The 18,782-nt window shown below is 43.6% G+C and carries 18 protein-coding genes and 1 pseudogene; all 19 read left to right on the forward strand.

Going from position 1 to position 18,782, the window contains the following annotated elements; genetic code table 11:
• The first annotated feature begins 317 nt into the window (after positions 1-317).
• The 19 genes and pseudogenes from QUB35_RS12995 to QUB35_RS13085 all read left to right on the forward strand — a co-directional run bounded on the left by QUB35_RS12995 (position 318) and on the right by QUB35_RS13085 (position 18,733).
• On the forward strand, positions 318-929 hold the full coding sequence (locus QUB35_RS12995; protein WP_333142300.1) for a DUF4255 domain-containing protein: 612 nt from the start codon (positions 318-320) through the stop codon (positions 927-929).
• 4 nt (positions 930-933) lie between these two features.
• Entirely contained in the window at positions 934-1,611 is a 678-nt protein-coding gene (locus QUB35_RS13000) for a carboxypeptidase regulatory-like domain-containing protein (RefSeq protein ID WP_333142301.1), read from the forward strand.
• A gap of 82 nt (positions 1,612-1,693) precedes the next feature.
• Complete coding sequence (locus tag QUB35_RS13005) at positions 1,694-3,058, forward strand: phage tail sheath subtilisin-like domain-containing protein (protein ID WP_333142302.1); 1,365 nt, start codon at positions 1,694-1,696, stop codon at positions 3,056-3,058.
• A gap of 25 nt (positions 3,059-3,083) precedes the next feature.
• Positions 3,084-4,271 (forward strand): phage tail sheath subtilisin-like domain-containing protein, encoded by a 1,188-nt coding sequence (locus tag QUB35_RS13010; protein WP_333142303.1) that lies wholly within the window; start codon positions 3,084-3,086, stop codon positions 4,269-4,271.
• Between the two features lie 24 nt (positions 4,272-4,295).
• Positions 4,296-4,751 (forward strand): phage tail protein, encoded by a 456-nt coding sequence (locus QUB35_RS13015; protein WP_333102188.1) that lies wholly within the window; start codon positions 4,296-4,298, stop codon positions 4,749-4,751.
• A gap of 14 nt (positions 4,752-4,765) precedes the next feature.
• Positions 4,766-5,131 carry a phage tail assembly protein gene (locus tag QUB35_RS13020; RefSeq protein WP_333142304.1) on the forward strand — a complete coding sequence of 122 codons (366 nt, stop codon included), beginning with the start codon at positions 4,766-4,768 and terminating at the stop codon, positions 5,129-5,131.
• A gap of 17 nt (positions 5,132-5,148) precedes the next feature.
• Positions 5,149-5,301 (forward strand): annotated as a pseudogene (locus tag QUB35_RS13025) (DUF6760 family protein); the annotation flags it as partial.
• 25 nt (positions 5,302-5,326) lie between these two features.
• A complete protein-coding gene (locus tag QUB35_RS13030) occupies positions 5,327-5,851 on the forward strand; it encodes a phage tail protein (protein WP_333142305.1) in 525 nt (174 codons plus the stop codon).
• On the forward strand, positions 5,838-7,151 hold the full coding sequence (locus QUB35_RS13035; protein ID WP_333142306.1) for a hypothetical protein: 1,314 nt from the start codon (positions 5,838-5,840) through the stop codon (positions 7,149-7,151). The genes QUB35_RS13030 and QUB35_RS13035 overlap by 14 nt, the downstream gene beginning before the upstream one ends.
• Complete coding sequence (locus QUB35_RS13040) at positions 7,142-7,789, forward strand: CIS tube protein (protein ID WP_333142307.1); 648 nt, start codon at positions 7,142-7,144, stop codon at positions 7,787-7,789. Before QUB35_RS13035 ends, QUB35_RS13040 begins: the two co-directional genes overlap by 10 nt.
• A 5-nt stretch (positions 7,790-7,794) precedes the next feature.
• Positions 7,795-8,865, forward strand: coding sequence for a contractile injection system protein, VgrG/Pvc8 family (locus QUB35_RS13045; RefSeq protein WP_333142308.1), 1,071 nt, complete (start codon positions 7,795-7,797; stop codon positions 8,863-8,865).
• A complete protein-coding gene (locus QUB35_RS13050; protein ID WP_333142309.1) occupies positions 8,865-9,581 on the forward strand; it encodes a phage baseplate assembly protein V in 717 nt (238 codons plus the stop codon). Before QUB35_RS13045 ends, QUB35_RS13050 begins: the two co-directional genes overlap by 1 nt.
• Position 9,582: 1 nt before the next feature.
• Entirely contained in the window at positions 9,583-9,906 is a 324-nt protein-coding gene (locus QUB35_RS13055) for a hypothetical protein (RefSeq protein WP_333142310.1), read from the forward strand.
• Entirely contained in the window at positions 9,907-10,293 is a 387-nt protein-coding gene (locus QUB35_RS13060) for a GPW/gp25 family protein (protein ID WP_333142311.1), read from the forward strand.
• A 5-nt stretch (positions 10,294-10,298) separates the two neighbouring features.
• Positions 10,299-14,690, forward strand: a complete 4,392-nt coding sequence (locus QUB35_RS13065) for a putative baseplate assembly protein (protein WP_333142312.1) — start codon at positions 10,299-10,301, stop codon at positions 14,688-14,690.
• Positions 14,691-14,692: 2 nt separating this feature from the next.
• On the forward strand, positions 14,693-15,667 hold the full coding sequence (locus QUB35_RS13070) for a baseplate J/gp47 family protein (RefSeq protein WP_333142313.1): 975 nt from the start codon (positions 14,693-14,695) through the stop codon (positions 15,665-15,667).
• Complete coding sequence (locus tag QUB35_RS13075; RefSeq protein WP_333142314.1) at positions 15,637-16,674, forward strand: phage tail protein; 1,038 nt, start codon at positions 15,637-15,639, stop codon at positions 16,672-16,674. The genes QUB35_RS13070 and QUB35_RS13075 overlap by 31 nt, the downstream gene beginning before the upstream one ends.
• Positions 16,661-18,367: a tail fiber domain-containing protein gene (locus QUB35_RS13080; RefSeq protein WP_333142315.1), complete on the forward strand. Its 1,707-nt coding sequence runs from the start codon at positions 16,661-16,663 to the stop codon at positions 18,365-18,367. Before QUB35_RS13075 ends, QUB35_RS13080 begins: the two co-directional genes overlap by 14 nt.
• Before the next feature lie 108 nt (positions 18,368-18,475).
• Complete coding sequence (locus QUB35_RS13085) at positions 18,476-18,733, forward strand: hypothetical protein (protein ID WP_333142316.1); 258 nt, start codon at positions 18,476-18,478, stop codon at positions 18,731-18,733.
• The last annotated feature ends 49 nt before the right edge of the window (positions 18,734-18,782 follow it).

Consider the following 18,782-nt stretch of genomic DNA (forward strand, 5'->3'; position numbering starts at 1 on the left):
TTTTCTTAATATAAATAACCAAAAAAAGGGGTCTTACCCCCTTGACAAGCATCAATCTAAAAAAATAGAGTTGGTCTATCGAAAGATAGAAGACAGCTAGTTGGTTCCCAACTAAACGAGAAAAAGTATTACCTCTGTCAACAGGTGTTGCATCATTACCAGGTTGAGGATAAAAAATTGAATTGTCACGCATCTATTTTTTCATAAGGCTGCGATCGATCGTCAGATATTATTCTTGGCGATTCGGAAAAAAATTAAATTGTTTAATTTGTTCTAGTGGTCGGTAGTGACACCTGTGCGAGACATCGCTTAAATCAATGATTCAAGACTTAGATGAAACTCTGCAAGAATTACTCAGTCAAGAACTTTCTAAAAAATGGAGGTCTACTGATTTTGGAATTAGCTTTGCTGCCCCTGATAAGGAGGTGGCTAGCAGCACAGATGCAGTTGCTACTACGATTAACTTATTTCTCTATGACATTCGAGAAAACCTAGAATTGCGTAGCAATGAGTGGATCGTAGAGCGTCAAACTAATGGAAGCGCGCTCAAATATCCCCCTCCAGTCAGAGTTGATTGTTCCTATTTAATTACAGTTTGGGTGAAAAAAAGCGAGAGCGTTCAAAAAGATCAAAGTGAGCGAGATGAACACCGATTTTTAGGTGAAGTTATGAAGATACTGATGCGCTACCCCAAAATTCCCACTGAGTTTTTGCGTGGTAGTCTCCAGGGAAAAGAACCTCCCTTGCGAACAATGGCTTTGCGTCCACCTCAATCCCAAAATTGGTCTGAATTCTGGCAAGTGATGGGAGGCAAGCCCAAAGCAATTCTGAGCTACACTGTTACCATTGCGGTAGATGTCCATGAACCTGTAGAAGCTGGAAAGCTTGTGCAGGAGTCGATAATAAATTATTCTCAATTAAGAGAATAAAATCATGTCAGCAAAGGAACAGACAAAAAATCGGGTGGCGATCGCAGGGCGAGTTATAGATGCTGAAACTAAGTTAGCGATTGCTGGGGCCTTAGTGGAAGTTAGCCAAAAACAAGGCAAATTCAAAAATTGGCTCGATTTACACGCTCTCCAGTATGCTAAGAGTTGGGAAAAAATGGTTAAGCGTCCTGACCGAACTCTAACTGCTATTGACGGATGGTTTTACTTCGTAGACTTGCCTGATGCTGATGAATGCTATACATTAACTGTTTCACGGCCAAGTGCAGGAACGCGCTACGGTGTAGCTAACTCTGAAACAATAAAAGTAGTCTATTTTAACAACGATAGAATTACTTGGACTCCTATCGGCCTACCACCCACTGCAATCAAGGGGCGAATTACGGATAGTAAAAATTGCCCCATTTTTATGGCAAAAGTGCAAGTTGCCGGCAGTTCTGAATCTGCCTTTAGCGATAAAGACGGGGACTATTTCCTACATGGATTAGAAGTATGCAAACCACAACAAAAGAAAACTATCACTATTAAAGTTTATGCCAGAGGATACGAGGAAGTTTCTCAAAGCGTAGAGATAAGTCAAGGTCAGATCCTTGAACCTATAAATTTAAGTTTACAAGCTAATAATTTAACTAATTTAGCCACCTCAAAAATAAATACTTCTTAGAAAATTATCAATCCAAAATCTAGCCAGGCTTTTCCAAAGCCAAAACGGTAGTTGTTTAGTTTTTTTAAAGGAATCAAGCGCAATGCCAAATTATTCTTCTCCAGGCGTATATGTTGAGGAAGTTCCCTCTGGTTCTGCCCCCATTACAGGAGTTGGGACAAGTACTGCTGGGTTTATTGGTATCATTCCTTCTTCTCAGCCTTCTGCACCACAAGAGCCAGCTAATTCACAACTAGAAGCTAAGAGAAGCGGAGAGAATGTAGAGAGTACAAGTTCTCAACTCCCAGGAGGTGAGGTAGCCACATCAACAGACCAAGGCATTTCAGGTACTAGCAGTTCTACACGAACAAAGTCTGCTAGGAGTTCATCACAAAGCACAACCGCCACCTTAACCTCAAGATCAGGTGAAGTAGAGAAAACAACTCAGAACATATTAGTACCACCAAATGAGGTTAAACTATGCACGAACTTCAGTGAATTTGAGAAATTCTTTGGCAGTCTTTCAAGTTCCGACACTCAGAAACCAAAGACAGAAACCCCTCACTTGGCTCATGCCGTTTATGGTTTTTTTAGAAATGGGGGGACGCGCTGCTATGTAGTACAAGTCAACGGTGACACCGATATTAATAATGCTTTGGAAAAATTTGAAGCGATCGATGAAATAGCCATTGTCGCTGCACCGGGTTGCAATATCAGCCTAGGACAAATGATTGTTGAACATTGTAAAAAAATGCGCGATCGCTTTGCCATACTAGATTGCACAGAGGATGCTGACCATACCAATATTCTTAAACCAACAAATAAACCGCCTGACTCCGAGTATGGTGCATTCTACTTCCCTTGGATTCAAGTTTTCGATCCGGAGGACAGCAAAAAGGAAAAATATGTACCGCCTAGCGGTCACATTGCTGGAATTTACGCTCGCGTAGATGCAGAAAGGGGGGTTCATAAAGCACCAGCAAATGAAATTGTGTTTGGAGCGCGGGGACTCAAGCAAAATCTCAGCAAAAATCAACAAGATGGTCTAAATCCCAAAGGAATCAACTGCATTCGCAATCTCAACGGCAATATTCGGGTGTGGGGCGCGCGCACCATTGGAGGCGATGCCAATGGCGAGTTCAAATATATTAATGTACGTCGCCTATTTAACTATCTGAAAAAGTCGATCGACCACGGGACTCAGTGGACAGTGTTTGAGCCGAATTCTCCGGAACTCTGGGCGAAAATCCGTCGGAATGTGACTTCTTTTCTGATGACCGTTTGGCGGAGCGGTGCTCTGTTTGGCAGTACACCAGAACAAGCTTTCTACGTTAAATGCGATGAAGAAACCAATCCACCTGAATTGCGCGAACAAGGCCAAGTTATAACTGAAATAGGTGTGGCTATAGTCAAACCGGCAGAGTTTGTCATCTTCAATCTTAGCCAGTGGTCTGAACCAGGTAAATAGTAGCGATTTTCCAGGGGAACTTAAAATGCTGACAGACCAAAAACGACGTACAACAGCAGGTGTCTACCTGGAGCAAATATTTCCTGCCCCTTCTCCCGACTTAATCACAGGAGTCCCTGCATTCTTGGGTGTGACGAAGGTTAAAAATGCGGAAAAAAAAGAAAAAGAAGAAGATGCTAATCAACCGAATCTATTAAAGCTTTGGCCCCAGTTTGAGCAATTCTTTGTTCAGGCGTCATCTGGAAGTTACCTTGCTCATGCAGTACGCGGTTTTTTTGAAAACGGAGGTCGTCTGTGCTATGTGGTTCCTTTACAAAATGCTGAACAAGAAGCACTTAAACAAGGACTCGCAGCAATAGAATCTCTGGACACCATCGATTTGGTTTGCGCTCCAGATATTATGATGCGAAGTTCGGAATCGCACTGGGTAGAAGAGATGCAGACACTTGTTCTGGATCATTGCGATAAGATGGGCGATCGCTTTGCTATTCTGGACTCCCTGCCTAATAAACAGGAAATAACCAAACAAAGAGATAGCCTGCAAAGCAATAACGGTGCTTTGTACTTCCCCTGGATTAAAGTTTTAGACCCAGCTACCCCTACCCCGAAACTTATAGAAGTTCCGCCTTGCGGTCATATTGCTGGAATTTACGCTCAAGGCGATCGCACCTATGGTTTTCCTCAGACTCCAGCTAATTATCCCTTAGAAGGAGTCTTAGATTTGAGCGTTTCCTTGTCTAGCGATGAGCAAGACGCATTAAACCCAAAGAACAACTCAAATGAACCACCAAGCATAAACTGCTTGCGCGTCTTCAAAGGTAGAGGCATTCGCATTTGGGGAGGTCGCACTTTAAGCCAAAATCCAGATTGGCAATATATCAACGTCCGGCGATTATTCTTAACCGTTCTTCGCTGGATAGAGAGAAACTTAGAGGATGTTGTTTTCGAGCCAAATGATTTCAAATTGTGGGTGCGTATTGAACGCGAATTAACCACTTATTTAGAATCATTACTGCGAAAAGGCGCATTGCAAGGACGAACTCCCCAAGAAGCGTTTTACATTAAATGCGACAGCGAAACTAATCCGCCAGAAATGCGCGATATCGGCACAGTCGTCACGGAAATTGGATTAGCACCGACTAAACCCAACGAGTTTATTGTCGTTCGCCTCATCCACGGGACGGCTGGAGTTAATTCAACGACTCAACCTTAATAATTTTGAACAGGAGGATTCACCATGCCAGATCTAAAAGCCCCCCACAAACCAGATCCCTATTTAAGTTATCGCTTCTGGGTTGAATGGAATGGCATTATCCATGCTGGTTTTCGAGAATGTAGCGGACTCAACTCCACCCAAACTCCCGCCGAATATCGGGAAGGAACCGATCCGCCAACCGTCAGAAAACTGCCAGGTTTAGTAACCTACAATAATATCACTCTGAAGCGAGGCACAACCAATAATCAAGAACTCTGGAAGTGGCGGGAAAATACAGTGAAAGGGGGTGCTGAGTACAGAAAAGATATCTCCATTGTTCTCTTAGATGAAACAGGTCAAGAAAAAATTCGCTGGAATTTAACTCATTGCTGGCCTGTCACTTGGTCGGGGCCTGACTTTAATGCGACTTCTAATGAAGTGGCCGTTGAGACTTTAGAAATTGCCCATGAAGGCATCAGCGTTGATAAATGGTCGTAAGTTTAAATTCCCCCATGATACCGCAGACTGAATTTCCCTTTACTTTACCTCAAGGATATATAGACCCAGAAGGTAATGTCCATCGAGCAGGAACGATGCGATTAGCTACTGCATTCGACGAAATTGCACCACTGCGAGATCCGCGCGTTCAATCAAATTCAGCTTATTTGGTGATTATTCTTCTATCAAGGACGATCGTTCGGTTGGGAGATGTCGAACATATCAATCCGAAAATGATTGAAAACCTCTTTTCTGCCGATTTGGTTTACTTGCAAGATTTCTACCAGCGCATCAACCAAAACGGTCACAGTCGCTTCCTCGTTGCTTGTCCTCATTGTCAAGGAGAATTTGAGGTTGAAACTGTGCCAGCGGGGGAGTAGTTTGCTACCCCTCAGAACGATTGCTTGAGGAGGTAGCTTATATTGCCTATCACTTTCACTGGTCTTACGAACAAATTATGAGATTTGAACACCGAGAAAGACAGCAGTGGGTTGCTGAAGTTATGCGAATCAATCAAACGTTAAACGAGGGATTGGGGTCTAGTTTTTAGTTGAGCAGTCATTGAGGAGTAAATCGTGGAAAAAACACTGTTAAATGTGGGTTTAAGTTTCGCAAATAGCTTAACAGGCATTCGTTTCGATCCTTATAACGGTTCTAACTTTTATCTCGAAATTGAAGGGTTAATAACGGGTGGTTTTAGTGAGATTACGGGACTGGAAAGCGAAATTGAATTTGAATCCTATCAAGAAGGAGGAGTGAATGGATATAGCCATCAATTTCCCAGACGCACTCGATACCCAAATCTTGTGTTAAGTCACGGTCTGACATCGAACGATACGCTTTGGACTTGGTATCAATCGACAACTCAAGGCAATATTCAACTTAAAAATGTCACGATTATTTTGCTGACCCGCCAACAAATTCCTGTGATGTTATGGAATTTTAAAAATGCTTATCCTGTGAAGTGGTCTGGCCCTACTTTTAATGCTAGTAATGCTACTGAAGTGGCGGTTGAAAGACTGGAGTTGATTCACCAGGGTATTGATAAACCTGTAACTTTTGGTCCGATAGGCTTGGGTATAAATTATGTCACAACTTAAGCCCTATTTAACAGAACGAACCAGTTGGCAGGATGGGATTGACCAAAAGTTCCAAGCGCGACTGATGCGCCCTTTAGAAAAGCCAGGGCTGATTAATACTTCTAAGTTAGCAGGAGCGATTATTTCGCGATCGCAACGATTGAGCGATCGGCTACCCTTACTCGCACTAATGGAGCGGCGCTGGTCTAGTGTAACGACTCAATCAGCGAATCATCTTCCCCTCGTTTACGCTCAGCCTCTACCTATTCCAGACAATAATGGGGAAAAAGTTAATCTCTCAGAAACTTCATCTGTCCCGAAAGTACATCGAAAAGAAGTACCCATTATTCAAGCAAAATTTGCTCCTGGTAGCGAATCAACCTTACTTCATAACTTGCCTCGGCAAAGCTCGCAACTAAGTGAAGTAAACGACCAAAAACAAAATCACATTCCTGAAAGTATTTCTGAGACTCTAGCCGAATCTTTGGTTTATATTAATTCAGGTTCAAAAAATTTAGACAATATTGGGCAGCCTAATCAGTCAGCTAATCCGATAAATTCAAATTCTAACTTAGAGTTTTCCAAAATCTCAGTTAACCAATTGCCTGTTATTCAGGCTAAATTAGACTCAGCCACTCAATCTGCCGATATATTATCCCCAAGTAGGCCCGGAAAGTCAGTTAGCAGCGAACTGGGGAAATCAACACTCCCCCTAGTTAAGTTTACGCCGGACTCGATTTCGGAAATGGTATCGCCAACTGCTCCTTTGTTTGGCGAAATAATGGCAGATAGGGTATTGACAAATGAAGGGTATGGCTCTACAGTAAAAGTTATAAATCAGGCTACCAAAACTCGAAATATGCTATTAACTCCTACGGAGGAGTTAGGCGCAAAAAAGACGGAGTTAACCGGACGAAATTCACAGTTATTAGTTAAGCCAAATATAGTCCCTAGCTGGGAGGGATTGGATACCCAACTTTTATGGTCTGTTCCTCCATTACCCAGCACCAGAACAGTAGCAGCTAATGGGAGTCAGGATCTAGTTAGTAAACAATATCGCCCAGGAGAAAAGGCAGAACAGAGAAAAGCAACTGAAGTTGCGATCGCCAGAACTGTTCCCCATACTGATACTAACAATTCTGCCAGGACTTTTCCCAATAGTTCTGCAAGTTCAGCTATACAAGTACAGTATTCGTCTCCTATTCAGACAAGCAGCCAAACTCAGATTGATCTGGATAGTTTAGCAGACAAAGTAGAGCGTAAACTGATACGACGGCTCGCGATCGAAAGTGAGCGAAGAGGACAAAAACGATGGCGCTAGAAAAACTAAAAATTCTAATTGAAGACCAAACTCAAGGAAAACCTACCAAAGAAATACAAGTCTTATTTAATCCCAACCAAGTTGCGATTAGCAAAACAGGTTGGAGTGAAGATAAAAACGGCCCTGTCGCCGATCCTGGTCCAGCCACTTTAACCATTGAGTTATTTTTTGATACCACAATATTAGGGAAATATCCGCCGGAAAACGTTCAAAACTATACCAAACAAATCTACAGCTTAACTCTAAAGGGGAAAAATGCCTGCCGACCCCCTTTATGCCAATTAATTTGGGGTAAAAATGTCTTATTACCTCTGGGAATTCTTAAATCTTTAACTAAAACTTTTACCCATTTTTTAGAAGATGGAACTCCCGTTTCTGCTAAATTGAGTTGCAATTTTCAGGAGTGGCAAGACCCCATACAAGAGAAAAAAATTGAAAATCCAATAGACGACCCGATTCGGATTGTTAAGCAAGGAGAAACTCTCAGCAGCATCGCCACGCAAGAATATAACGATCCTGCTATGTGGCGGTTGATTGCCAAAGAAAATAACATGGATAATCCGCGTTTATTGGAACCCGGTACATCTTTGACGATACCGCCAAGGCGTGCGGATAGCATTACGCAAGGGAGGCAATAATTACAGTGCCTAACCCTAGTGGAGTTGACTCATTAGTTCCTAAGTTGAACGTCCTGATTAAAGGAAACCGCTTACCTATGGAAACAAAGGTGGATCTACTCTCCGTAACTGTTTCCGAAGATTTGGACATACCCGCTATGTTTACCCTCGAATTGGTGAACTGGAATCTGGTAAAAAGCCAAATTACTTGGGCAGATAGTGAATTGTTTGATATTGGGAATACGATCGAAATTCAAATGGGGTACGGGAACACTTTAAAAACTTTAGTTGTTGGAGAAATTACTGGATTAGAACCGGAATTTTCCCAAACGGCAACTCCGATTTTAGTGGTGCGGGGTCACGATTTGCGCCATCGACTGTTAAGGGGCTGTAAAACTCGCTCTTTTACTCAGATGAAAGATAGCGATATTGCTAGTAAAATAGCTGGGGAACAGGGAATTAGTTGCAAAGTTAAAGATACCAGTATAAAATTGGAATATATTTTCCAAGCCAACCAAACCGATTTAGAATTTCTCCAGCAACGGGCTAAGCGCATTGGGTATGAGGTGACAGTAGAAGGCAAAACCTTATACTTTCGATCGCACCAAAATAATACTCAAAAGGTTTTGACGCTCAATCGAAGCGACGATTTAATAGAATTTTCGCCTCGCTTGAGTACGATGAGCCAGGTGGGACAGGTAGAAGTGCATATCTGGGATGTGAAGCAGAAAAAAGCTCTGGTTGGCAAAGCGGGTGCTGGCGATGAAACCACTACCATGAAAGGAAGCACTAGCGGACCAAAAAATACTAATCGCGCTTTCGGTAAAGCCACTCATGTTATTATTAATGAGCCTGTATTAAGTCAAGCGGAAGCAGAACAAATAGCTAAAGGACAGTATAATGATATGGCTCTCGCTTATATTACGGGTGAAGGTATGTGTCATGGAAATCCAGAATTGCGTGTCGGTCATACTATCGAAATGACTGGATTGGGTAAACGTTTTAGTGGTCTTTATTATCTAACTTCAGTCACTCATATTTATTCGGAAGATTTAGGATATCGCACGGAATTTTCGGTCAGGAGGAATGCGGCGTGATGGGAAATAATCTATTGTCCTATTTACAGGATGCAAATCAAGAAAGCGATCGATTTTACGGTGTCACTGTAGGCATCGTGACCAATAACAAAGATGAGGAGGGATTGGGGCGAGTCAGGGTAAAATTTCCTTGCCTTTCCGAGACAGATGAAAGTTACTGGGCGAGGGTATTGACACCGATGGCGGGGAAGCAGCGGGGAATCTACTTTTTGCCGGAAGTCGATGATGAGGTGTTAGTGGCTTTCGATCGCGGCGATATTTCTTCTCCTTATATTTTGGGGGGGCTTTGGAATGGTCAAGATAAGCCGCCTGAATCTAATACCGATGGCAAAAACAATCTGCGGGTAATTAAATCCCGCAGCGGTCATCAGATTATTCTGGACGATACGGAAAATGCCGAGAAGATTACTATCTGCGATGGTACTGGCAAAAACCAGATCGTCATCGATTCAAAAAATAACGCGATTAGCATCGAAGGAGAAAAAGATATTTCGATAAAAGCTAAAGGTAAAATCAGTCTGGAAAGCAGCGATGGAGATATTTCTATCAAATGTAAAAATTTAGCTATTCAAACTCAGCAAAATTGTGAAATTAAAGCAAATTCAAAAGTTGAGGTAAAAGCCAATTCTAATTGCAATATTCAAGCTAATGCTGGCATGGCTTTGAAGTGCATGGCAGGCGTGAAAATTAACGATGGTGCGTTGGAGGTAATTTGAAATGCCGGGATATTTGTTACACGCTGGGGCGAGTGTTATTTGCGCTCATGGGGGACAAGCACAACCCACAGCCCCTAATCCCAGAGTTAAAGTGATGGGACAACCTGTGGTGACTCAGGTATTTCCCTATACCGTTGCAGGTTGCGTCAATCCACCACCGCCAGCTAACGTTGGCCCTTGCGTAATGGCGCAGTGGGTGAGTGCTGCACTCCGAGTCAAGGTAATGGGACAGCCTGTTTTGCTGCGGGATAGCAAAGCGGTGGCGATCCCCACTGGCTCTTCGTTGAATATTTTGGTGACTCAAGTTCGCGTGAAGGGAATGTAAATGAATGCAGATTTTTTAGGGGTGGGATGGACATCGCCGGTGAAGATCAACAGTGCCGGAAAAATCGAAATGGCACGCTATGAAGATTGCGTTCGCCAGTCGATTTTGATGATTCTGGGTACTGCTAAAGGCGATCGCATTATGCGACCTGATTTTGGGTGTGGCATTCACGATCTGGTCTTTGCCAATAATAGCCCTGGCACGATCGGACAAGTCATTGACGAAGTGCGTCAAGCGCTGATTGACTGGGAACCACGTATCGATCTACTGGAAGTAGATGCTAATCCTGATGAAGCTCAGCCGAATCAATTGCTGATTTTAATTAATTATCAGGTTCGCACGACTAATAATCGGTTTAATTTGGTGTATCCGTTTTATTTACAGTAATTATTATGTCGATTCAGCCTCCAAAAATTGACGATCGCAGTTATGAAGATATTGTCGCTCAGACTGAGGCGTTAGTTGAGGATTTCACAATCAGTGAAGTTCTACCGCAAGATTTTGAAAAATTATTGCTCGGTCGAACGTTGGCTGAGGAGGTAAAAGATGAACATGGGCTGATAGCTTCTTTCAGCGGCAAGGTAATAGATAAAGACCTAGTTGATAAAATTATCAAGATTCAGGGTCTTAAGCGAGTGAAGGTGAAGGGTTGGCAACCACCTGGATCTAGTGAGATCGATCCAAAAGATAAAAGTAGGCTTGCTGGTCTTATCCTTAATCAGGATCTTAAGGATGGAAAAGCAAAGATAATAGCCACCAGAGGTACAGTCATAGATACAGTCTTGGCAGAGAAGCTCAGCAAAATTGAGGGACTCAGCCGAGTGAAGGTAAAAATGCAGCCACCTGGGTCTATTGAAGTTGAACCCAACGCTCTGGTAGGGCGGACACTGGATCAGGACGTTAAGGATAATAATGATACCATCGCTACTAGAGGTACTGTCGTAGATGCAACCCTAGCGGAGAGAATCAGTCAAATTTCGTCTCTTAAGGTAGTAAAAGTCAAAGTAGAGACGGATGCAGGACGGGGGCTGATTCGCATTTTCGGGCGCATGGCGGCGCTGGTGAGCGATCGCCTTAACCAAGCCCCAGACAAAAATTTCCTGGCTTTCCTCGACTTAATTGGCACTCAGCTATTGCCTCCTCAGCCTGCCAAGGTGCCTCTGACTTTTTCTTTAGTAGAAAGGAGTCCTGTAGATGCGCTGGTTCCTGCCCACACTCAGGTCGCTGCCCCACCTGCTGATGAACAGGAAGAAGAAGTGGTGTTTGAAACCGATGGCGAACTGGTTGTAACGACTGCCCAACTGAAGGCGGTGTTTGTGCGGGAACCTGAGAAAGACAAGTATAGCGATCGCACTTCACAAGCAACGGGTAAAAAAGATGCTGCATTTGAGGCGTTTACAGCAGAACAACCGATTGAGCATTGTCTGTATTTAGCCTGCGATGAACTTTTTACCTTGCCTGGAAATAAAACTATAACTCTAGAATTTTACTCGTCTGAAGCAACCGACCTAGCAAAGCTACTAATAAATTGGTCGTATTGGGATGGTAGCTGGCAAGTGCTGAAAATAACTGAAAACAAGCTAATAGATGGTAAGTTGGAAGTAGTTACTCAAAATTTTCCAGTTCTTACAAATCAGACGATAAACGGCATAGAAGCTGGCTGGTTAAAGGCATCACTAAATCAGCCATTACTTGAGGCATTACTTGATAAAGATGCAATTAAAGGAACAACGCTTGATGAAGAAGCAGTGAAAGGAAAAACACAGCTTAAGCTTAAAGATATTACAAACATTAATTTAGTTAATAATATTATTCGAGTTGCGGGTAGTAGTAACCAGGAAGACTGTAAAATTATCAGTATTGACTCTGAGATAAAAACGCTTACCCTTGAGACACCTCTCCAGTACAGTCATCCAAAAGATACTAGAGTATGGTTCTTAAAACTTCCAATAGTTAATAACATCACTGCTAGTGCAAAGATCGAGCAGAACAATTTAACACCTGACTTCTGCTTCTTCAACACGGTTCCCCTCGATCTCAGTAAGGACTTTTACCCTTTTGGAGAACAACCTCGCTTTAATGACACCCTATATATTGCAAGTAAGGAAGTTTTTGCCAGACCCGGTGCTATAGTTACAATCGATTTGCAATTAAGTAATGGACTACCTGTCAAAATTGATGGCGGTGTGGAGATGGCGTGGGAAGCATGGAATGGTCATACCTGGGAGCAATTAGAAAAAGCTATATTAGAAACAACTTTATCAGAAAAAGCGATTGCGGGTTCAACAACAATAAAAGTTAAAAGTACGAAGGGTTTTGTAACAGAAAATTCTATCCGAATTGCTCCGGGGGGTAGTACACAGGAAGATAATATTATTGAAGCGATTAATAATGAAGAATTGGAGTTAAAAACCCGACTGAGCAAGGATCAGGAGACAAAAACAAGCATAATTCAAACATCCCCAAGTACACTTACTGGTAGTGGAAAAGTGAGTTTAACCTTGCCTTCAAAAATAGATCGAGGTACGGTTAATGGGGAAACCTGCTATTGGATTCGGGCGCGGATTGTTAAAGGCGATTATGGGAAACCAGCTATCATTGAAAAAAGCCCAGACAGTAACACTCCTCCTGTCTTCATGTTTAGCGAAGCCAGTTTTCAGCCCCCATCAGTGGAGTCGTTGAGTTTGAGCTATAGCTATGAAGCAAGTGGTTCTTTGTCAGCTTGTTGTGCTTATAATGATTTTCATTATGTAGAATTCTTAACTACTGCACTTAGAGAAAAAGCACAATCCAAAGAAAAAATTCTCAAGCTTGCTAGTGTCGCGGGTTTGGCTGTAGGCGATCGCCTGTGGATCGATCGCACAGAAGAACAGGAAATTGAAGCAATCGATCTCGAACAGAGAACCGTCACCGTACAGCCAGTATTAGCAGCAGATCGGGATGCTGGAAAATTAGTGGAGTTTTTCACTACCCTGAAAGCAGAAGCTAAGAAAGGGGAAACAATTTTTAAGCTGTCTAGTGTTAAGCATTTTAGGGTAGGCGATCGCCTGCGAATTGTTACGACTAATGGCAGCACTACACAAGAATATGAATGTGAAGTAGAAGCAGTCAATGTCGATCGCCAAACGGTCACGATCCGGTCAGCCTTGACTCTTGATTTAGTCGAAAAAACGAAAGTTATGCAATCTTTTCAGCCTTTTAAGACGACAGCCGATCGATATCCGGCTCTCTACCTGGGGTTTGACAAACCGTTTGCGAATCGACACACAAGCCTTTTTGCTCAGGTAGAACCCCCACAGTCAGTGCAACCGAGCAATACAGAACCCGTGCGACTGGTTTGGGAATATGCCAGTCCTTCCGGGTGGTCTTGGTTGGGAGTTCAAGATGAAACGAATACTTTTGCTGAACGAGGGCTGATTCAGTTTATCGGCCCAACTGACTGGGAAAAAACTTCGGAATTTGGTCAAGAGCTTTTCTGGTTGCGAGTAAATTGGCAGCAAGGTCAGTTTCGCGTACCGCCTCGCCTGCGACGACTGCTGACCAACACGATGTGGGCAACTCAGGCAATCACCCTGGAAAATGAAATTTTAGGGTCAAGTGATGGCACTACCAGTCAGATTTTCCGTACAGTCCAAAAACCCGTACTCCAAGGTGAGCAGCTAGAAGTGCAGGAAGTCAAGATTCCCTCTGCTGAGGAACGGGCAGCGATCGAGTCTCTAGAGGGAAATGAGGCGGTAAAAGTTTTTAGGGATGAGGCTGGAGAGATAGAAGCGGTATGGGTCCGCTGGCACAAAGTGCGGGACTTCTATGGTTCGGGACCGCGCGATCGCCATTATGTCTTGGATCGGTTGACGGGTGAAGTGCGGTTTGGGGATGGGCAGTATGGGATGGTGCCGCCTCAAGGACGCAACAATATTCGCTTCGGGCAGTATCAAACGGGTGGCGGGACGCGGGGAAATTTGGCTGCTAATACTGTTGTTCAGCTAAAGACTACGGTTCCATATATAGAAAAGGTGACTAACCTGGAAGCTGCTGGGGGGGGAACCGAACAGGAATCTATCGATCGGGTAAAAGAACGAGGGCCCAAGTTTCTTCGCCACCGCGATCGCGCTGTAACGATTCAAGACTTTGAGGATTTGGCTTACGAAGCCTCACCAGATGTCGCTAGGGCAAAAGCGATCGCTCCTACTTTTAAACAGAAGTCACAGGATCAAAAAGACAACCCTCCATTTGACCCGCTCGATCCTGACTTGTGGCTAGACCCGAAAAAACCCAAGCCAGACGAAGGAGAAATAGAAAAACACAACAAAGCGAAAGCTGACAATGCTGGACAAATCAGAATCCTGATCGTGCCGAGAACTACAGCGCCTCAACCTGTTCCCAGTCTGGCATTGATCGATCTGGTGAAGGCTTATATGCGCGAGCGTTGTGACCCCTGTGTATACTTACAAGTTACTGGCCCAGAGTGGCAGGCTGCGTCGGTTACGGCTGAGGTGGTTCCGAAATCCCTGGAGACGGCGGATGCGGTCAGAACAGCAGTCGTTGAGCAGTTGGAAAAATTTCTACATCCCCTGACAGGAGGAAAAAAAGGTCAGGGATGGGCTTTGGGGCGTTTGCCTCAACAGTCAGATTTATATGCAGAAATCCAGTCAATTCGAGGGGTAGACCACGTTCGGTCTTTAAAGGTCGAACCAGACCCTCAGACGAAAGACTTATCTCCAGAGCAGTTGATTTACTCTGGCACTCATACTATTAGCTCGATCTTGCCAAAGGAGGGAGCATAAAAATGCCATTACCTTTGCCGAATTTGGATGACCGCACCTATGCTGACCTTTTAGAAGAAGCGCGTTCTCTCATTCCGATCGAGTGTCCGGAGTGGACAGACCACAATTCAAGCGATACCGGAATTATCCTGATTGAGCTGCTGGCTTGGTTGACGGAGATGGTATTGTATCGGGTCAATCGTGTTACCGACAAGAATGTGGAAACGTTTCTCAAGCTGCTCAATGGCCCTGAATGGAAGCTGGAAGGGGATTTACAAGCAGCGATTCGACAAACTGTTTTAGACCTGCGAAAACCCGATCGGGCAGTTAGTAGTGAAGATTTTGAGCGACTGGCGCTGGCATGGAAGAGTGATAAAATTGAAGGTCAGGTTAGGCGATCGCGCTGCATACCAGAACGGAATCTGAGTCAAACAGACTCGGTAGCCAGAACCAGAAAAGCACCCGGACATATAAGTTTGGTGGTGGTTCCGGAATCTATAGACAAAGAACCCAAACCCACACAAGAGCTAACCAACGCTCTGATGGAATACTTGGATGAATGGCGACTCTTGACTACTCGCCTTCACATCGTAGCCCCCGATTATGTGCATTTAAAAATTAGGGCGCAGTTATATCTAGAGGATGGTGCTAATCCATTGACAGTTCCAGACAAGGCAATCAAGGAGGTAGAAAATTTCTTCGCTCCCCTTAACTCACATACCTACTGGGAGGGCAAAGGTTGGCCGTTTGGTCAGAATGTCTACATTTCTGAACTTTATCAATTACTGGATCGATTGCCTGGGGTGGATTACGTTCGGGGGGTCAACCTTGAGGTATCTGGTACTACCAAAACTGAGCAGCTTACTGATAATAATAACCTGACTAGCATTATCCTCAATGACAATGAATTGGTGGCAGTGCAAGTTGATAAAAATAGTTTTACGATGATGGAACAAAGGGGGGGAGAATGGAAACCAATAACCAATCCAGCAGAGTAAGTAGTTATTTGGAGTATCTGCCAGCCATCCAGCAAGCCGATCCGTTTTTGGGGCGGTTCTTACTGGCTTTCGAGCGGATTTTGAGCGGTTTATCCTCTGCCGAGCCTGAAGTTCCGTTTCCGAAACAACACGGATTAGAAGAAGACATTAACAGCATCTATACTTATTTTAATCCGGGTATAAAAGAAGACTCTGATACAGCTCAGAGTGAATTTTTGCCTTGGTTGGCGGGTTGGGTGGCGTTAAGTCTGCGAGATGAGTGGGGCGATGAAACCAAGCGCCAGTTTATCAGTAAAATTGTGCCATTGTATCGTCGGCGCGGCACGAAGGCGGGCTTGAAGGAAATTCTGGAGCTTTATCTGGAAAGCTCTAATTTGCCTAAAAAAGTTGAGGTTTTTGAATTTGACGACCCGCCCCACTACTTTCAAGTCCAGGTAACTTTACCAGATCCTGACCTAGAAAAGTATTGGCAACAGGCTCGAATTGCCAAGGCGATTATTGACCAGGAGAAGCCAGCGCATACCTATTATGCACTTAAAATTCTGATACCAACAATGCGGCTTACGGGTCAGAGTTATTCTGTCCCGCTGGAAAAGAACGGTGAGATTACAGCAAGTGTTGAGCAAGAGACGGATGAAGTTTTGGTACTCAGTATCAAGGGGAGTCCCGCACAGGCAGAGCCTTACAAACGGGAAATAGGTCGAAAGACTGTCCGTGTCAGTCACTCCATCACCCCAGAAGAGTTTGCTGCTAATAAAGTTTGGTATGTAAACTTGGCAAATCTAAATCTAAGTAATACCAAAGTCAAAGGAAAAATGACCATTACAGTCAACTATGCCGACGCTGACCCAAAAACAGTGTTTAAGAACAAGCCGTTTGAGCTATCTAGTGGGTTGAAGATTTACAAACAATCTGAAAAAGGAAAACCTATAGAGGGAAACACACTCTTGGGAACACAACAGGGAACTATTGAACAATACAAGGAGAAGGATAATGACAGTAAATGATATTTACCAACGTCCCAATTATTTTGCCGGACAGTATCTTTTAGAAGATGATTTTGAGCTAGAACAGAAATACCATATTGACCGAGAGCAACGTCACAATCGTCTCCTTCATGTTTCAGGTATTGCTGAAGGGTTGAAGGTGACTGAAGTTCAAGAGGGTGGTTTAAAGATTAAGGTGTCTCCTGGTACAGTTGTGGATAAACAAGGAAAGCAAATCATCCTGCACACTGAGCGAATCGTGGATTTGCCAGGGCAGAAAGACAACACTCTATTTATTAAATATGCAGAAAAAAAGGAGTCGCGACAGGAGGATACTACAGATGGGTATAGGCGGATTGTCGAGGAACCTCTCATTGATTTTGATGCCTCAGAACGTTCCATTGCTTTAGCCAAGCTGACTGTTACTGACGGAAAAATAACTAAGATTGATGAGAGTGTTCGTCAGTATTGTGGATTGCGGTTGCCTGGGGGGGGAAATAGCGAAGTAACACTGCGATCGCATGGAGATAACAATCCCAATTTAGCCCAACTTACTGGCAGTTTGAGCATTAGCGGAAGGTTAGAAGTAACAGATAAAACTGAACTAAACAATACGTTAACTGTAAAAGAGAAGACAACACTTCAGAAGGATTTGAATGTCGGCGGCAATCTAAACTTAATAGAAAAAAATGCTAAGTTGACAGTGACAGGGACTACGCAACTGAACAATACCTTGACAGTTGAAGATAATACAACTCTTCGGAAAGATTTGAATGTTGGCGGCAATCTCAAGGTGACAGGAACAAGTCACCTGACAGGCAACGTTGGTATCGGTGTTGCTCAACCTAAGACACGACTAGAAATTCGCCAAGATCAAGAAAAAGAATTAGGACCAATTCTGACATTATCTAACCATTCAGGAGGAGCAAATGCTGGAGCCGCTATTGACTTTAACGGTACGGACGTAGGAACAAGTGACCCCACAGCCCGCCTTCGTTCACTTGATAATAATTACTCTAGTCATTTGGTGTTTTATACAAAAGCTCCAGGTTCACGTAGCAACACACTACAGGAAAGATTGAGAATTACGCATGATGGTAAAGTCGGCATCGGTACGGCTGAACCGAAGGAGAAGTTACATGTTGAGGGTAATCTTTATGTGAAGGGCAATATTTACACTGAGGGAAGGTACTGGGTGGGTAATCGTTTATGGCAAAATGACCCATGGTTACAACTTAATTTGGGGAATGAGCATAGAGCCGTTTGGGGGAACCGTAGTGATACATATCCTTCCGACTTGAGATTGAAAACAGACATTGTGCCGATCGCAAATGCTCTAGATACAATCGAACAACTCAACCCAGTATCGTTTAAGTGGGCAGATATTAACTATTTTCTCAAGAAGATAGAAAACGCGATGTTGGAGAGTCCGCTCCAGCATGAACAGTATTCAGAAGCGATGGAAGAATTATCCCAGAGGATAAAAATAAAGCTAGAAAAACCACAGGTTGGTTTTTTGGCGCAAGATGTGGAGCGTGTGTTTTCCGATTGGGTAGAAGAGGATGTAGACGGGTACAAAAGAATAAATATGACGCAGCTCAATGCGTTGATTGTTCAGGCAATAAAGGAGATAAAAGGAAACCAAGAAAAGACTACAACAGAAATCCATGACTTGCAACATAAGGTAACAATATTAGAAACTAGAAAAGATTGATAAAACATCGATTTTTAATTTTCCAAACCTAGGATGTAGCCGCCTACAAAAGTTTAATTTTCCGAAAATGGGAAGAAATAAGTCAATCGATAATTGACTACTCGACTTATGAAACAAATACTCGAACAACGTCTCCAATCTCTCAAAGCCGAATTTGAAGCAGGACAAAAACTCCTCACGGAATATGAAACGAAACAACGCAACTTGCGAGAGACCATCCTGCGAATCAGCGGGGCAATACAGGTACTAGAAGAAGTCCTCGCCGAAGCAGACAGCGAGGCGAATGGCGAAGTGTCACAGCCCTCAGATAGTCCAGCCGAACTCGCACCCTATGGTGCATTGGCATCGGCAGGCGAAGGAACGTAAGGATCGAATTTTCCCCCGACTATTTGGGTCAGCAGTCAACTCGTACAAA

It is taken from the genome of Microcoleus sp. B13-B6 (assembly GCF_036705405.1).
Lineage (GTDB): Bacteria > Cyanobacteriota > Cyanobacteriia > Cyanobacteriales > Microcoleaceae > Microcoleus.

What these genes read in the sequence shown, in the direction of transcription:
- QUB35_RS13005 (WP_333142302.1), top strand. Translation starts at nt 1,694, where the DNA reads ATGCCAAATTATTCTTCTCCAGGCGTATATGTTGAGGAAGTTCCCTCT.
- QUB35_RS13050 (WP_333142309.1), top strand. Translation starts at nt 8,865, where the DNA reads ATGGGAAATAATCTATTGTCCTATTTACAGGATGCAAATCAAGAAAGC.
- QUB35_RS13075 (WP_333142314.1), top strand. Translation starts at nt 15,637, where the DNA reads ATGGAAACCAATAACCAATCCAGCAGAGTAAGTAGTTATTTGGAGTAT.
- QUB35_RS13055 (WP_333142310.1), top strand. Translation starts at nt 9,583, where the DNA reads ATGCCGGGATATTTGTTACACGCTGGGGCGAGTGTTATTTGCGCTCAT.
- QUB35_RS13010 (WP_333142303.1), top strand. Translation starts at nt 3,084, where the DNA reads ATGCTGACAGACCAAAAACGACGTACAACAGCAGGTGTCTACCTGGAG.
- QUB35_RS13065 (WP_333142312.1), top strand. Translation starts at nt 10,299, where the DNA reads ATGTCGATTCAGCCTCCAAAAATTGACGATCGCAGTTATGAAGATATT.
- QUB35_RS13035 (WP_333142306.1), top strand. Translation starts at nt 5,838, where the DNA reads ATGTCACAACTTAAGCCCTATTTAACAGAACGAACCAGTTGGCAGGAT.
- QUB35_RS12995 (WP_333142300.1), top strand. Translation starts at nt 318, where the DNA reads ATGATTCAAGACTTAGATGAAACTCTGCAAGAATTACTCAGTCAAGAA.
- QUB35_RS13000 (WP_333142301.1), top strand. Translation starts at nt 934, where the DNA reads ATGTCAGCAAAGGAACAGACAAAAAATCGGGTGGCGATCGCAGGGCGA.
- QUB35_RS13070 (WP_333142313.1), top strand. Translation starts at nt 14,693, where the DNA reads ATGCCATTACCTTTGCCGAATTTGGATGACCGCACCTATGCTGACCTT.
- QUB35_RS13040 (WP_333142307.1), top strand. Translation starts at nt 7,142, where the DNA reads ATGGCGCTAGAAAAACTAAAAATTCTAATTGAAGACCAAACTCAAGGA.
- QUB35_RS13085 (WP_333142316.1), top strand. Translation starts at nt 18,476, where the DNA reads ATGAAACAAATACTCGAACAACGTCTCCAATCTCTCAAAGCCGAATTT.
- QUB35_RS13015 (WP_333102188.1), top strand. Translation starts at nt 4,296, where the DNA reads ATGCCAGATCTAAAAGCCCCCCACAAACCAGATCCCTATTTAAGTTAT.
- QUB35_RS13060 (WP_333142311.1), top strand. Translation starts at nt 9,907, where the DNA reads ATGAATGCAGATTTTTTAGGGGTGGGATGGACATCGCCGGTGAAGATC.
- QUB35_RS13080 (WP_333142315.1), top strand. Translation starts at nt 16,661, where the DNA reads ATGACAGTAAATGATATTTACCAACGTCCCAATTATTTTGCCGGACAG.
- QUB35_RS13020 (WP_333142304.1), top strand. Translation starts at nt 4,766, where the DNA reads ATGATACCGCAGACTGAATTTCCCTTTACTTTACCTCAAGGATATATA.